At 61.6% G+C, this 13,804-nt stretch carries 12 protein-coding genes and 1 other RNA gene; 10 read left to right on the top strand and 3 right to left on the bottom strand.

Annotation, left to right across the window (positions count from 1 at the left end; all coding sequences use genetic code 11):
* Positions 1-28: 28 nt before the first annotated feature.
* The 4 genes from ffs (at position 29) to AB4Z13_RS27490 (ending at position 3,044) form a co-directional block, all read left to right on the top strand.
* Positions 29-125, top strand: an RNA gene (ffs, locus tag AB4Z13_RS27505) — signal recognition particle sRNA small type.
* 43 nt (positions 126-168) lie between these two features.
* Positions 169-2,037 (top strand): DNA polymerase III subunit gamma/tau, encoded by a 1,869-nt coding sequence (locus AB4Z13_RS27500; protein ID WP_439016996.1) that lies wholly within the window; start codon positions 169-171, stop codon positions 2,035-2,037.
* A 19-nt stretch (positions 2,038-2,056) separates the two neighbouring features.
* Positions 2,057-2,380, top strand: coding sequence for a YbaB/EbfC family nucleoid-associated protein (locus AB4Z13_RS27495; RefSeq protein WP_007813855.1), 324 nt, complete (start codon positions 2,057-2,059; stop codon positions 2,378-2,380).
* Between the two features lie 52 nt (positions 2,381-2,432).
* Positions 2,433-3,044, top strand: a complete 612-nt coding sequence (locus tag AB4Z13_RS27490; RefSeq protein ID WP_439017292.1) for a LysE family translocator — start codon at positions 2,433-2,435, stop codon at positions 3,042-3,044.
* Between the two features lies 1 nt (position 3,045).
* Here AB4Z13_RS27490 and AB4Z13_RS27485 read toward each other — a convergent pair whose 3' ends face one another.
* Positions 3,046-3,663, bottom strand: a complete 618-nt coding sequence (locus tag AB4Z13_RS27485) for an MOSC domain-containing protein (protein ID WP_442207336.1) — start codon at positions 3,661-3,663, stop codon at positions 3,046-3,048.
* A 57-nt stretch (positions 3,664-3,720) separates the two neighbouring features.
* Between AB4Z13_RS27485 and recR the strand changes: the two genes are divergently transcribed.
* Both recR and AB4Z13_RS27475 read left to right on the top strand, forming a co-directional pair.
* The gene (gene recR / locus AB4Z13_RS27480) at positions 3,721-4,326 is read left to right on the top strand and encodes a recombination mediator RecR (RefSeq protein WP_007813850.1); all 606 of its coding nucleotides are present in this window, start codon (positions 3,721-3,723) and stop codon (positions 4,324-4,326) included.
* A gap of 8 nt (positions 4,327-4,334) precedes the next feature.
* Positions 4,335-5,588, top strand: coding sequence for a lytic murein transglycosylase (locus tag AB4Z13_RS27475; RefSeq protein ID WP_439016994.1), 1,254 nt, complete (start codon positions 4,335-4,337; stop codon positions 5,586-5,588).
* 25 nt (positions 5,589-5,613) lie between these two features.
* On the opposite strand, the gene AB4Z13_RS27470 is transcribed toward AB4Z13_RS27475, so the two are convergent.
* Both AB4Z13_RS27470 and AB4Z13_RS27465 read right to left on the bottom strand, forming a co-directional pair.
* Positions 5,614-6,069, bottom strand: coding sequence for a GNAT family N-acetyltransferase (locus AB4Z13_RS27470; RefSeq protein WP_439016993.1), 456 nt, complete (start codon positions 6,067-6,069; stop codon positions 5,614-5,616).
* An 8-nt stretch (positions 6,070-6,077) separates the two neighbouring features.
* Positions 6,078-7,709 carry an MFS transporter gene (locus AB4Z13_RS27465; RefSeq protein WP_439016992.1) on the bottom strand — a complete coding sequence of 544 codons (1,632 nt, stop codon included), beginning with the start codon at positions 7,707-7,709 and terminating at the stop codon, positions 6,078-6,080.
* A gap of 245 nt (positions 7,710-7,954) precedes the next feature.
* Between AB4Z13_RS27465 and rimP the strand changes: the two genes are divergently transcribed.
* The 4 genes from rimP to infB all read left to right on the top strand — a co-directional run bounded on the left by rimP (position 7,955) and on the right by infB (position 13,779).
* On the top strand, positions 7,955-8,560 hold the full coding sequence (gene rimP, locus AB4Z13_RS27460) for a ribosome maturation factor RimP (RefSeq protein ID WP_439016991.1): 606 nt from the start codon (positions 7,955-7,957) through the stop codon (positions 8,558-8,560).
* A gap of 60 nt (positions 8,561-8,620) precedes the next feature.
* Positions 8,621-10,225, top strand: coding sequence for a transcription termination factor NusA (gene nusA, locus AB4Z13_RS27455; protein WP_037100404.1), 1,605 nt, complete (start codon positions 8,621-8,623; stop codon positions 10,223-10,225).
* Positions 10,225-10,911: an RNA-binding protein gene (locus AB4Z13_RS27450; RefSeq protein WP_113320488.1), complete on the top strand. Its 687-nt coding sequence runs from the start codon at positions 10,225-10,227 to the stop codon at positions 10,909-10,911. The genes nusA and AB4Z13_RS27450 overlap by 1 nt, the downstream gene beginning before the upstream one ends.
* A gap of 102 nt (positions 10,912-11,013) precedes the next feature.
* The gene (gene infB / locus AB4Z13_RS27445; RefSeq protein WP_439016990.1) at positions 11,014-13,779 is read left to right on the top strand and encodes a translation initiation factor IF-2; all 2,766 of its coding nucleotides are present in this window, start codon (positions 11,014-11,016) and stop codon (positions 13,777-13,779) included.
* Positions 13,780-13,804 lie beyond the last annotated feature (25 nt).

Here is a 13,804-nt window from a genome sequence, read left to right as displayed (position 1 = left end):
ATGAGGAATTTGCCGATATGTGCATCCGGGAGGTTGGTGGTGGACGAGCCACTCGCCAACCGGGTCAGGTCCGGAAGGAAGCAGCCCTAACGAGCCCGGCACGGGTCATCGTGCCAGCCTCCCACCTTCTCTTCCAAGAAGCCCGGCCTTCCGGGCGCAAGCAGGGCGATGAGCGACACCGAGCGACAATCACAAGATGCCGCCTCGACGGGCACCGGATACCGGGTGCTGGCACGCAAATACCGCCCCAAGGATTTCACGGACCTGATGGTCGGCCAGGAGCCGATGGTCCGCACGCTTACCAACGCCTTCGAGACCGGCCGCATCGCGCAGGCCTATATGCTGACCGGCGTTCGCGGCGTGGGCAAGACGACGACGGCGCGCATTCTGGCGCGGGCACTGAACTACAAGACGGCTGAGATCGACAAGCCGACGATCGACCTTCGCGTGCCGGGCGAACATTGCCAGGCAATCATGGAAGGCCGCCATGTCGACGTGATCGAGATGGACGCCGCCTCGCATACCGGCATCGACGATATCAGAGAGATCATTGAGCAGGTTCGCTACCGGCCGGTTTCTGCCCGCTTCAAGGTCTATATCATCGACGAAGTGCACATGCTTTCGACGCAAGCCTTCAACGGGTTGTTGAAGACACTCGAAGAGCCGCCGGAACATGTGAAATTCATCTTCGCGACGACGGAAATCCGCAAGGTTCCGATCACCGTTCTCTCGCGCTGCCAGCGCTTCGACCTGCGCCGCATCAGCGCTTCCGATCTCGTCGGCCTGTTTTCGACCATCGCTGCCAAGGAAGGCATCGAGGCGGAACCCGATGCGCTGGCGATGATCGCGCGCGCCGCGGAAGGTTCTGCCCGCGACGGCCTGTCGCTGATGGACCAGGCGATCGCCCATGGCGGTGGCGTGGTGCAGGCGGAAGCCGTACGCGGCATGCTCGGCCTTGCCGATCGCGCCCGCATCGTCGATCTCTTCCAGCATATCGTGCGCGGTGATGTCGCAAGCGCCCTCAATGAATTCCAGAGCCAGTACGAAGCAGGCGCCAACCCGGTCGTGGTGCTGACGGATCTCGCCGATTTCACGCATCTGGTGACGCGGCTGAAATATGTACCCGATGCCGTAAACGACCCTTCGCTCAGTGAAGTGGAGCGCACCAAGGCTGCGGAATTTGCGCAAGGTGTCGCGGTTACCACGCTCTCGCGCATCTGGCAGATGCTGCTGAAGGGCATTCCGGAGACGGAAAACTCTTCGCGCACGGCGGGTGCAGCCGAGATGGTGCTGATCCGGCTCGCGCATGCAGCACATCTGCCGGCACCTGAGGATGCGGCGCGGCGGCTTGCGGAATTTTCCAATGAAAATGGCGCGCCACGCCCGTCTTCGCCTGTGCCCTCGGGCAATGGCGGTGGCACGCGTGTTCCCTATCAGACGAATGTGACGGCACGGGCTCCGGAGCCGGCACCGCGGCCGCAGCCCTCGGGGCCAACCGCCATGTTGCGCGCCGTGCCCAATCTGGAGCCGCAGAGTATCGGCCGTGTCGAGACGAGGCCTGCGGAAGCGCCGAAGCCGCTCGTGCCGGTCAATTCGATCAGCGATATCGTCGATCTCGCTGCCGAAAAACGCGATGTCAAACTCAAGGCATTGGTGCGCAACTTCGTGCGGCCCGTACGGATCGAGCCTGGCCGTCTGGACGTGAACCTCACCGAGGGTGCCCCTGGCACATTGCTCAACGAGCTTGCCGTCAAGCTCAAGGAATGGACAGGCATCCACTGGATCGTCAGCACCAGCCGCGAAGAAGGCGGGCCGACGATGGTGGAGGCGGAAGCCAAGGCGCAGGAGCAACGCGTCAGCGATGCGCGTCAGGACCCTGATGTCGCGGCAATTCTTGCCCAGTTTCCGGGTGCCAAGATCATCGACGTACGGGTGCGGGCGCCGACACCGGAGGAAGAGGCGGAGGAGGTCAACCCGCCTGCTGCCGCCGAATCCGAAGAGGGCGATATCCTGCCCGGCGACGACATAGAATTCTAGTTTCAAGAAGGAGAAGACGATGCGCGACATCATGGGCATGATGGGCAAAGTCAAGGAAATGCAGGCCAAGATGGAGCAGATGCAGGCGGAAATCGCCGAGCTGACCGCCGAAGGCAAGGCAGGCGGCGGGCTCGTCACCGTCATCATCTCCGGCAAAGGCGAATTGAAGAGCCTGAAGATCGACCCTTCCCTCTTCAAGGAAGACGATGTCGAGATCCTCGAAGACCTGATCGTTGCCGCCCACAAGGATGCCAAGGACAAGGCGGAAGCCATCGCTGCCGAAAAGACCAAGGCGCTGACGGCGGGCCTGCCGATCCCGCCCGGTTTCAAGCTGCCTTTCTGATTTCGTCGACTGGTCCGGTAATGACTGGCCCCGGAAGAGGAGACGGGAGATGATGACCTTGACGACGCTGCTGGTTTTCGCTGGCTCTCTTTTCATTGCAGCCGGGACACCCGGTCCGAGCGTTGCGGCGCTCGTCGCCCGCGTCATTTCGAAGGGCGCGCGCGACGTGCTGCCCTTCCTGTTCGGCATGTGGGCCGGGGATGCGATCTGGCTGACCTGCGCCATTGCCGGCCTCTCGGCGATCGCCGAAAGTTTCTACCACGTCTTCGTCGTCATTAAATGGTTGGGCGTGCTCTATCTTCTTTATCTCGCCTGGCGGATGTGGTTCGCCAAAGCCGATGTCGAGGAAGAGGACCTGCCGCAGGAGCGTTCGCGTGGCCGGATGTTTCTGACTGGCCTGGCGATTGCGCTCGGCAATCCGAAGATCATGATGTTCTATGTGGCCCTTCTGCCGTCGATCATCGACATTCCCTCGGTATCGCTTGCCGGCTGGGCCGAACTCGTCGTCACGCTGTTCGTCGTTCTGGCTGTCGTCGATTTCAGCTGGATGTTCCTCGCCGCAAAGGCGCGCGGTTTCCTGAAGAGCCGGCGTGCCGTGCGGATCGCCAACCGGGTGAGCGCGGGAACGATGGCGGGGGCTGCCGTCACCATCGCAATGCGCTGAGCTACGGCTGGGCTTCGAGCAGGTCGCGCAGCTTGTAGTGAATGGGTGCCGCCAGATAGCGATTGCGATCTGCGGCGGAAAGCTGGCGCCCGAAGGTTTCCATCATTTCCGGCATAGTCACTGTGGCGCCGGAAAAGGGGCCGTATTCGACCGGCATTCCAGCTTCCACGATTCCATTTGATATCACGCGGCAATAGATGCCGGGGCGTGCTGCCCTGGTGTAGCGCTTGACGAATTTCGGATCATTCATCCTGGCAGCGAACGTGGCGCAAGGGATGCGGCAGGATGTGACTTCGAGGATCAGTTCGCCGGCGATGAAGCGGTCGCCGACCGCGACATCGCGGTTATCAAGCCCTTCGATGACTAGATTCTCGCCGAAGGTGCCGGGCTCGACAGGGCGGCCGAGTTCGTTCGACCACCAGTCGAGGCTGACTGAACCTTCCAGATAGACAGCTTGATCGACGCCGCCGTGATGTTTCCTGTTGCAGATCGCATCGCCGAAGAGGCCTTCGGCATCAATCATGACGCCGCCGGTGACGGCATGTTTGAAGATACTGGTCTTGTAGCTTTTGCCGGGCAACCTTTCGGCAGAGCCGCGGCAGACGGCGAGGATTTTCATGGTTTCAGCGATTCTTCCGTGATTCCGTTTTCGTTCCATATCAGTTAAGAACGGCGCATGGCAAAGCGAGTCACCGGCCCCGAAATCGAAAAACTGATCCAGCTTCTGGCGAAAGTGCCGGGCCTCGGGCCGCGCTCGGCGCGGCGGGCGGCGCTGCATCTCATCAAGAAGAAGGACCAACTGCTGGGTCCTCTCTCACATGCGATGGGCGAGGCCTATGACAAGGTGAAGATCTGCTCGCGCTGCGGCAATGTCGATACGGTCGATCCCTGTACGGTCTGCACCGATGCGCAGCGCGACCAATCCGTGATCATTGTCGTCGAGGATGTCTCGGATCTCTGGGCGCTGGAGCGCGCGGGCGCACTGAACGCCGCATATCATGTGCTTGGCGGCACGCTCTCGCCGCTGGACGGAGTCGGCCCTGACGATCTCAATATCCGCGGGTTGATCAACCGCGTCGGCGAAGGCGGCATCAAGGAAATCATCATCGCTGTGAATGCGACCGTCGAGGGGCAGACGACAGCGCATTACATCACCGACCAGCTCGCAGATCTCAATGTGAAGATCACGCGGCTGGCGCATGGCGTGCCCGTGGGGGGCGAGCTCGACTATCTCGACGAAGGCACGCTGACGGCAGCCCTTCGAGCGCGGACGGCAATCTAGGGGGATCCATGAACATACGCTTCCTCAGTCGGCTTCTTCTTACAGGCGCCGTTCTGCTGACATTTTCCGTCTCGGCTCGCGCCGCCCCCTCCAAGGCCGATGTCGAAGCGCAGTTCGAAAAATGGGTGCAGGCCGATCTCTGGCCGGAAGCGAAGAAGAACGGCATATCGGAAAAGACCTTCCGCGCCGCCTTTTCCGGCGTCGAGCTGAACTGGACCCTGAGCGATCTCGCCCCTCCCGGCTTTCCGCCGCCAAAGGAGCAGCAGCAGACCCAGGCAGAGTTTTCCTCGCCCGGCCCCTATTTCAACGAGGACCGGCTGAAACGGCTCGCCATGACCGGGCGCGGCTTCGCCTCGCAATATGCCTCGACGCTCAGCCGGATCGAAAAGACTTACGGCGTGCCGGGTTCGATCGTGCTGGCAATCTGGGGGCGCGAGACGGGCTTCGGCGCGGCGAAGATCCCGAATTCAGCCGTTGAGGTGCTGGCCACTAAGGCCTTCATGTCGACACGCAAGGAGATGTTTCGCACGGAGCTGATCGCCGCGCTGCACATTCTCGACGGCGGTGACGTGACGCCTGCAGACTTCAAGGGATCTTCGGCGGGTGCGCTTGGCCAGCCGCAGTTCATGCCGACGAGCTACCTGAAATATGCCGTCGATTTCGATGGCGACGGACACCGCAACATCTGGACTTCGGTTCCCGACACACTCGCCTCGATCGCCAATTTCCTCGTGAAGAAGGGGTGGCAGCGCGACCGCGACTGGGGCTTCGAAGTGACGATCCCCGACGCCGTCTCCTGCGCGCAGGAAGGGCCTGATCTTGCCAAGCCGCTCTCCCACTGGGCGTCGCTCGGCATCAAACGTATTTCCGGCAGTGGTTTTCCGTCCGGCGAATTGAAAGCGCAGGGCATGATGCTGGTGCCGGCCGGGCGTGACGGGCCGGAATTCATCGTTACGCCGAACTTCTACATCATCAAGGAATATAACAACTCCGACCTTTATGCCCTCTATATCGGCAACCTTGCCGACCGCATCGCCTTCGGCTCCGGGGCCTTCCAGGGACAATGGGGCGATGTCGGCAAGATGCTGCGCTCGGATGTCGCCGCCATGCAGCGCGCACTGGAACGGCAGGGTTACGATGTCGGCGGTTCAGATGGATTGCCTGGCTACAAGACACGCCGCGCGATCGGCCAGTGGCAGGAAAAGAACGGCATGAAACCGACTTGCTTTCCCGAGGCATCGATGAAGGGCAAGCTCAAATGAGACGCGTGCACGCCAGGCGGATGCTTTACAGGTTGCGCTTCAGCCCCTCATGGCTCGTCACGAAACCGAGCTTTTTATAAAACCGGATCGAATCCGCGCGCGTCTTGTCGGATGTGAGCTGCACGAGACCGCAACCGCGCTCGGAGCAGCGGGCGATCGCCCATTCGATGAATTGCGAGCCGAACCCGGAGCCGCGATGGCCCTTCGCAATACGCACGCTTTCGATCTGGCCCCGCCACATGCCCGTTCGCGAAAGGCCGGGAAGAAAGCTCAGCTGCAGGCAACCCACGACCCGGTCGGTCTCGTCGATTGCAACAGCCAGCAACTGGTTGGGATCTGCCTCGATTGCGGCGAAGGCTGCGAGATAGCGTATATCGACGGGATCCGAGACGACCTCCCGCGTGCTGCCGAGATCATCATCGGCAAGCAACCGGATGATGTCGGCGAGATCGGATTGTTGTGCCTTTCGGAAAATGTGCATGCCCGACCTCAATGATGCAGATCGATCGGCGTCTTGTGGAAGACGTCATCGATAGGCGGAATGGCCTGGCGCTCGATCATGCGGTGAACATGTGGCAGGCCCTCGCCACGGTGGAGGGCGCGAAGCCGGTCGGTATTTTCGGCATCGGCCTGTGTGCGGCGCTGATTGTGCCTGATATATTCGACCCAGGTCGGCGTGTGATAGGTTTCCGTCCAGAGGCCGGGATTTTCGAGATCGCGCATCAGTGCCCAGTTGCGGGCGCCATCGCGGATGCGGATGCGGCGGCGCTCTTCCATCAGCGTCATGAATTCGGCCAAGTCGTCATCGGCAATCTGGTAATATACTTGGATGACGATAGGGCCGCTGCGTGGCGTGATATCGAGGCCGAGAGCCGGCTCGATAAAGCGGTTCAGCGGATCGAGATTGAGCGAGGCGAAAGCCGGCATGGAAAAGCGCAGGCCGATTACGACTCCAAGCAGCAGGACCGCAGCCGACATCAGCAGTGCATTCGAAAGACCGTACCGGTCGGCGGCAACACCCCAGAGCCAGCTTCCGCCGGCAATGCCGCCGAAGGTGACGGTCTGGTAAAGCGACAAAGCGCGGCCGACCACCCATCGCGGCGTCGAAAGCTGGACGATGATATTGAAGAGCGAAAGTGCCGAAACCCAGCAGGCACCGGCTACGAGCAGCCCGGCCGAGGTGAGCACGGCACTTGGGCTGAGAGCTGCGATCACGGCGCTGAGTGCAAAGCCTAAAAAGGCCAAGCGGATGATCGTCTCGCTGGAGAGCATCTCGCGCAGCCTGGTGCTCAGGATGGCACCACCGATCGCGCCGATGCCGAAAGCGCCGAGCATGAAACCATAGGTCAGCGGCCCACCAGAGACGAGATCGAGCGCGACGACCGGCAGCAGTGCCTGGATAGAACTCGCGCCGATACCGAATACCAGCCCTCTCAGGAGGATCTTTTCGAGGTTGGGCGACATGGAGACATAACGCATGCCGGCAAAAATAGCGCTGCCGAGTGTTTCGCGCGGCAGCGTCGAGGCAGGCGTGCTCGGCCGCCAGCGGAACAGCACATAGAGGAGCGCAATATAGCTCAGCGCGTTCACTGCAAAGGCAGCAGCGGCACCGGCGGCCGCCACGATGGCGCCACCGATCGCCGGGCCGACACTGCGGGTAATGTTGAAGCCCATACTGTTCAGCGTAACCGCGCCAGGCAAATCGGCGCGCGGCACCATGTCGCCGACAGAGGCCTGCCAGGAGGGATTGTTGAGCGCTGTGCCGCAGCCGATGAGAAACGTAAAGAAGAGCAGCAGTCCGGGTGTAATCCAGCCGAGAAAGGCGCAGGCCGTCAACACGATCGAAACCACGAGCATCGCGGATTGCGCCGTCAGCATGATCCGGCGCCGATCATAATTGTCGGCGAGAGCGCCCGAGATCAGCGAGAACAGCATGATCGGCAGCGCCGTCGAGGTCTGGACCAGCGCAACCATGTCCTCGGAAGAGGTGATGACCGTCATCATCCAGGCGGCACCGACGGCCTGAATCAGGCCGCCGAAGTTCGAGGCGAGGCTTGCAAACCAGATGGTGCGGTAGGTCTCATGTCGCAAAGGCGCAAATGTCGAAGACGTATAGGCCACGTTTCCCCCGCTTTTATCGTTGTGCCTCAATAGCAATATATGCGGAAGATAAGTGCTCGCCATAGGTTAGCTTGCGCTTGCAGGGGTGGAAGAGGCGGAATCGGCGCCGACCTTGCAATTTCTAAAAAACGGGACTATATGGCATTCAAATTCTTGATCGTTCGATGAAGAGTGGGCCGCAAGGACCCGCTCTTTTTTATTAGCGCGATCACCCCTAATGCCAGAAATCGCAGGGAGCGCACCGCTTGTCGGATCTGACAAACGCAGACAATCAACATGAGCCGCGGCTGATTACCGAGACCGGGCTTGACCAGCGTCTTGCCGACATTATCGAACCCGTACTCGACGACATCGGCTTCCGCCTCATTCGCGTTCGCATGCTCAACCAGAATGGCATGACGATGCAGGTCATGGCCGAGAAGAACGATGGCACGATGAGCGTCGAAGACTGCGAGCAGGTCTCCATGGCGATTTCTCCGGTGCTCGATGTGGAAGATCCGATCGATAAAGAGTATCATCTCGAAGTGTCTTCGCCGGGTATCGACCGCCCTCTGGTGCGGAAATCCGATTTCGTTCGCTGGCAGGGCCACCTCGTAAAGTGCGAAACGTCGATCATGATCGGCAATCGCAAACGCTTCCGCGGCAAGATCGTCGAAGCGGACGCCGACGGGTTTACGATCGAACGCGATCAGATTGCCTATGGCGAGGAGCAGAAGGTCGTCATCCCCTTCACTGCGCTCAGCGATGCCAAACTCATTCTGACCGACGATCTGATCCGGGATGCACTGCGCGCCGACAAGCTGGCAAAGGCGCAGGCTGCGAACCAGAACGAAGCGGACGACGAAGAATAACCGATCAACGCAAGCTCCAGGGACGGGAACCCGGGTAGTCAAGGACGGAGAAACACAACAATGGCAGTCAGTGCAAACCGGCTCGAACTTCTGCAGATCGCAGATGCAGTGGCGCGCGAAAAGGTCATCGACCGCGAGATCGTGCTTGCCGCGATGGCCGATGCCATCCAGAAGGCGGCGCGTTCCCGTTACGGTACCGAATCCAATATCCGCGCCGACATCAACCCGAAGACCGGCGAAATCCGTCTGCAGCGCCTGCTCGAAGTCGTCGAGAAGGCCGAAGATTATTCCACGCAGATCCCGCTGGAACTGGCCCGCGACCGCAACCCGGACGCCGCCATCGGCGACTTCATCGCCGATCCGCTGCCGCCGATGGATTTCGGCCGCATCGCCGCACAGTCGGCCAAGCAGGTTATCGTGCAGAAGGTGCGCGAAGCCGAGCGTGACCGCCAGTTCGACGAATTCAAGGATCGTGTCGGCGAAATCGTCAACGGAACGGTCAAGCGCGTCGAATATGGCAATGTCATCGTCGACCTCGGCCGCGGTGAAGGCATCATCCGCCGTGACGAAATGATCCCGCGCGAGAATGTTCGCTATGGCGATCGCGTCCGTGCGTACGTATATGATGTCCGTCGCGAGCAGCGCGGCCCGCAGATCTTCCTGTCGCGCACGCATCCGCAGTTCATGGTGAAGCTCTTCACCATGGAAGTGCCGGAAATTTACGACGGCATCATCCAGGTGAAGTCGGTTGCCCGCGACCCGGGTTCGCGCGCCAAGATCGCCGTGATCTCGAACGACAGTTCGATCGATCCGGTCGGCGCCTGCGTCGGTATGCGTGGTTCGCGCGTCCAGGCCGTCGTCGGCGAGCTCCAGGGCGAGAAGATCGACATCATTCCCTGGTCGCAGGACCCGGCGACCTTCGTCGTCAATGCCCTGCAGCCGGCCGAAGTCGCAAAGGTCGTTCTCGACGAAGATGCTGAACGCATCGAAGTGGTCGTTCCGGATGAGCAGCTTTCGCTCGCCATCGGCCGCCGCGGCCAGAACGTCCGTCTGGCTTCGCAGCTGACGGGCTGGGACATCGACATCATGACGGAAGCCGAAGAGTCCGAGCGCCGTCAGAAGGAATTCAACGAGCGCACCAACCTCTTCATGGACGCGCTCGATGTCGACGAGATGGTCGGCCAGGTTCTGGCTTCGGAAGGCTTCGCCGCCGTCGAGGAACTGGCTTATGTCGATCTCGACGAAATCTCCTCGATCGACGGTTTCGACGAAGACACCGCGCAGGAAATCCAGACCCGCGCCCGCGAATTCCTCGAGAAGCTCGAGGCGGAAATGGACGAGAAGCGCAAGGCTCTCGGCGTTGCCGACGAACTGCGCCAGATCGACGGCATAACCGCCCAGATGATGGTGGCGCTCGGCGAAGACGGTATCAAGACGATCGAGGACTTCGCAGGCTGCGCAGCCGACGATCTCGTCGGCTGGACCGAACGCAAGAATGGCGAAACGAAGAAGTTCGAGGGCCTGTTCTCGAAGTTCGACATTTCGCGCGTCGAAGCCGAACAGATGGTTGTGCAGGCCCGCCTGCTCGCCGGCTGGATTACTGAAGAAGACCTTGCGAAGGACGCGGAAGCTGTCGAAGCCGATGCGACCGAGCAGGACGCATAATGACACTGACGCCGGACACATCTCCTGAAGACGATGATCTTGCAGGTTACGACGTGAACGGCCGCATGTGCATCGCAACACGCGAAAGCGGATCGCCGGATGAGCTGATCCGCTTCGTGGCCGCCCCTGACGGGACGGTGGTGCCGGATCTGAAGCGCACGCTGCCGGGACGCGGCTGCTGGGTGAAGATCGACCGGTCGCTGGTCGAGAGGGCGGTGGCGAAGAAGCTCTTCGCCCGCGCCCTCAAGGCCGATGTCAAGGCAGCCGACGACCTCGCCGAGCGGGTGGAGCGGCTGTTTCTGCAGCAGCTTCTGCAGATGATGAATATGGCGCGCAAGGCGGGCCAGCTCGTCACTGGCTCGGCCAAGGTGGATGCCGCAATACGCAGCGGGGCTGCGCTTGCAGTGTTCCATTCGACGGATGCAGCCGCCGATGGCGTGAGAAAAATAGACCAGGCTCGCAAGGCCTGGCACCTCGGAATGGAAACCGAGGAAGAAATACCTTCCTTCCGTCTCTTCTCGGAGAGCGAAATGGAAGGGGTGATGGGCCAGAATGCTTTTATCCATGCCGCAGTGCTTGCAGGGCAGGCGGGTGAAGGTGTAGTGAAGCGCGCAAAGATGCTCGAACAGTACCGTAACGGCGGTCAGTCCCGGGCACCGGGCGGCGCTGGCCAGCAAAAACAATGATGCGGTCACCGGCGGAAGCCGGCCGCAATATCATTGATCGATTGTATGTGATTGACAGGGTCTGATGGCTTCATCGTTCCCTGTCCGAAGGAACGGGAACGAATGACCGACAGCAACGACGACAAGACAATCAGCGCAACGGGGAAGAAAACCCTCACCCTGAAACCATCAGGAATGAGCCAGGGTACCGTTCGCCAGGATATGGGTCGCGGTCGCACCAAGGCGGTCGTCGTCGAGACCCGCAAGCGGCGCCCGATGCGCCCTGAAGACGAAAAGCCGACGACACCTGCTCCCGTAGCTCCGGTGCGCGCGCCTGAACCGGCGCCGGCGCCTGTGCAGGCGCGCCCGCAGCAGTCGGCTCCGGCCCCGCGCATTCAACAGCCTGGTGGCCAGAACAACCAGCGCCCGCAGCAGACAAACCAGCGTCCGCAGCAATCCTACCAGCCGCAGCGTCAGCAGGATCGTCCGCGTCCCGTGGTGCTGAACCACCTTTCGCCTGAGGAAATGGATGCCCGTCGCCGCGCGCTTGCCGACGCGCAAGCCCGTGACGCGCAGGACGCCATCCGTCGTGCTGAGGAAGAAAAGCGCCGCGCGGCAGAAGAGGCCGTACGCCAGGCCGCCGAAGCGGAGGAAGCCAAGCTGCGCGCCGCAGAAGAGGCCGTACGCCAGGCGGAGGCCGCAGCAGCAGCCCTGGCCGAACCACCTGCCGCTCCTGCAGTGGAAGCACGTGTTGAAACTCCTCGTCCGCAGCAGCCGGCACCGGCAGCCGCGCCGGCCGCTCGCCGTCCGGAAACCGCTCCGTCGCCCTCAACCGCCCGGCCTGCGCCAGGCGCACCGGCAGGTGTGCGTGGTCGCCGTAATGAAGGCGAAGAGGAAGACCGCGGTGCTTCGCGCAGCGGTCCGGTCCGTGGCCGCCCGGTTCGTCCGGAGCCCGCAAAGCCGGTGACAACCCGCCCGAAGAGCGAGGAAGACCGCCGCCGCGGCAAGCTGACCGTTACCACCGCAAACGTCGATGACGACGGCAATGCACGCGGGCGTTCGCTTTCGGCCATGCGCCGCCGGCAGGAAAAGTTCCGCCGCAGCCAGATGCAGGAGACGCGCGAGAAGATCACCCGCGAGGTCGTACTGCCCGAAACCATCACGATCCAGGAACTGTCGCAGCGCATGTCTGAACGTGCCGTTGACGTCATCAAGTACCTGATGAAGGAAGGCCAGATGATGAAGCCGGGCGACGTCATCGACGCCGACCTCGCTGAGCTCATTGCCGGTGAATTCGGCCATACGGTCAGGCGCGTATCCGAATCCGACGTCGAACTCGGCATCTTCAATGTGTCCGACGAGCAGGGCGAACTGGTTTCGCGCCCGCCTGTCGTCACCATCATGGGCCACGTCGACCACGGCAAGACCTCGCTGCTCGACGCTATCCGCCATGCCAACGTGGTCTCCGGCGAAGCCGGTGGCATCACGCAGCATATCGGCGCCTATCAGGTGGAACAGAACGGCCAGAAGATCACCTTCATCGATACTCCCGGCCACGCAGCCTTTACGGCGATGCGTGCCCGCGGTGCGCAGGCTACCGATATCGCGATCCTTGTGGTCGCGGCTGACGATAGCGTGATGCCGCAGACGATCGAATCCATCAACCACGCCAAGGCGGCCGGTGTTCCGATCATCGTGGCGATCAACAAGGTCGACAAGCACGAGGCCGATCCGCAGAAGGTTCGCAACCAGCTTCTGCAGCACGAAGTCTTCGTAGAATCCATGGGCGGTGAAGTGCTCGACGTCGAAGTTTCGGCCAAGACCGGCAAGAACCTCGATAAGCTGCTCGAAGCGATCCTGCTGCAGGCCGAAATTCTCGACCTTAAGGCCAATCCGAACAGGACGGCTGAAGGTACTGTCATCGAAGCCCAGCTCGACCGCGGTCGTGGTGCGGTTGCGACAGTGCTTGTCCAGAAGGGCACACTGCGTCCGGGTCAGATCATCGTTGCCGGTGACGTCTGGGGCCGCGTGCGCGCCCTGGTCACCGATAAGGGCGACCATGTGAAGGAAGCCAGTCCCGCGACCCCGGTCGAGGTTCTCGGTCTTTCCGGCACGCCGCAGGCAGGTGACAAGTTTGCCGTCGTCGAGAATGAAAGCCGCGCCCGCGAAATCTCGGAGTATCGTCAGCGTCTCGCCCGCGACAAGGCGGCTGCCCGCCTGTCGGGACAGCGCGGTTCGCTGGAACAGATGATGACGCAGCTCCAGAGCACCGGCGTGAAGGAATTCCCGCTGGTCATCAAGGGCGACGTGCAGGGCTCGATCGAAGCGATTGCCGGCGCATTGGACAAGCTCGGTACCGACGAGGTTCGTGCCCGCATCGTTCATTCGGGCGCAGGCGGTATCACCGAGTCCGACATCTCGCTTGCCGAAGCATCGAACGCTGCCATCATCGGCTTCAACGTGCGTGCGAATGCGCAGGCACGCCAGTTCGCCGAACGTGAGGGGATCGAGATCCGCTACTACAACATCATCTACGACCTCGTGGATGACGTGAAGGCAGCGATGTCGGGTCTTCTTTCGCCGGAACGTCGCGAGACCTTCATCGGCAATGCCGAGATCCTGGAGGTGTTCAACATCACCAAGGTCGGCAAGGTCGCGGGTTGCCGCGTCGTCGAAGGCAAGGTCGAGCGTGGCGCGGGTGTCCGCCTCATCCGCGACAACGTCGTCGTGCACGAAGGCAAGCTCAAGACCCTCAAGCGCTTCAAGGACGAAGTCTCTGAAGTACCGATGGGCCAGGAGTGCGGTATGGCCTTCGAGAACTACGAAGACATGCGTGTCGGCGACGTCATCGAGTGCTTCCGCGTCGAGCACATCACGCGCACGCTCTGATCGGGCGACGATTGAAATCTTGGAC

Origin of the sequence: Rhizobium sp. YAF28 (genome assembly GCF_052113285.1) — a bacterium.
In the GTDB taxonomy this organism is placed as follows: Bacteria; Pseudomonadota; Alphaproteobacteria; order Rhizobiales; family Rhizobiaceae; genus Rhizobium.
The sequence above is the reverse complement of the archived record's forward strand: the minus strand, read 5'-3'. Positions and strand labels throughout refer to the sequence as shown.

Coding starts and splice junctions, on each gene's coding strand:
- AB4Z13_RS27450 (WP_113320488.1), top strand. CDS start 10,225: ATGACACTGACGCCGGACACATCTCCTGAAGACGATGATCTTGCAGGT.
- AB4Z13_RS27500 (WP_439016996.1), top strand. CDS start 169: ATGAGCGACACCGAGCGACAATCACAAGATGCCGCCTCGACGGGCACC.
- AB4Z13_RS27495 (WP_007813855.1), top strand. CDS start 2,057: ATGCGCGACATCATGGGCATGATGGGCAAAGTCAAGGAAATGCAGGCC.
- infB (WP_439016990.1), top strand. CDS start 11,014: ATGACCGACAGCAACGACGACAAGACAATCAGCGCAACGGGGAAGAAA.
- AB4Z13_RS27490 (WP_439017292.1), top strand. CDS start 2,433: ATGACCTTGACGACGCTGCTGGTTTTCGCTGGCTCTCTTTTCATTGCA.
- AB4Z13_RS27470 (WP_439016993.1), bottom strand. CDS start 6,069: ATGCACATTTTCCGAAAGGCACAACAATCCGATCTCGCCGACATCATC.
- nusA (WP_037100404.1), top strand. CDS start 8,621: ATGGCAGTCAGTGCAAACCGGCTCGAACTTCTGCAGATCGCAGATGCA.
- AB4Z13_RS27475 (WP_439016994.1), top strand. CDS start 4,335: ATGAACATACGCTTCCTCAGTCGGCTTCTTCTTACAGGCGCCGTTCTG.
- recR (WP_007813850.1), top strand. CDS start 3,721: ATGGCAAAGCGAGTCACCGGCCCCGAAATCGAAAAACTGATCCAGCTT.
- AB4Z13_RS27485 (WP_442207336.1), bottom strand. CDS start 3,663: ATGAAAATCCTCGCCGTCTGCCGCGGCTCTGCCGAAAGGTTGCCCGGC.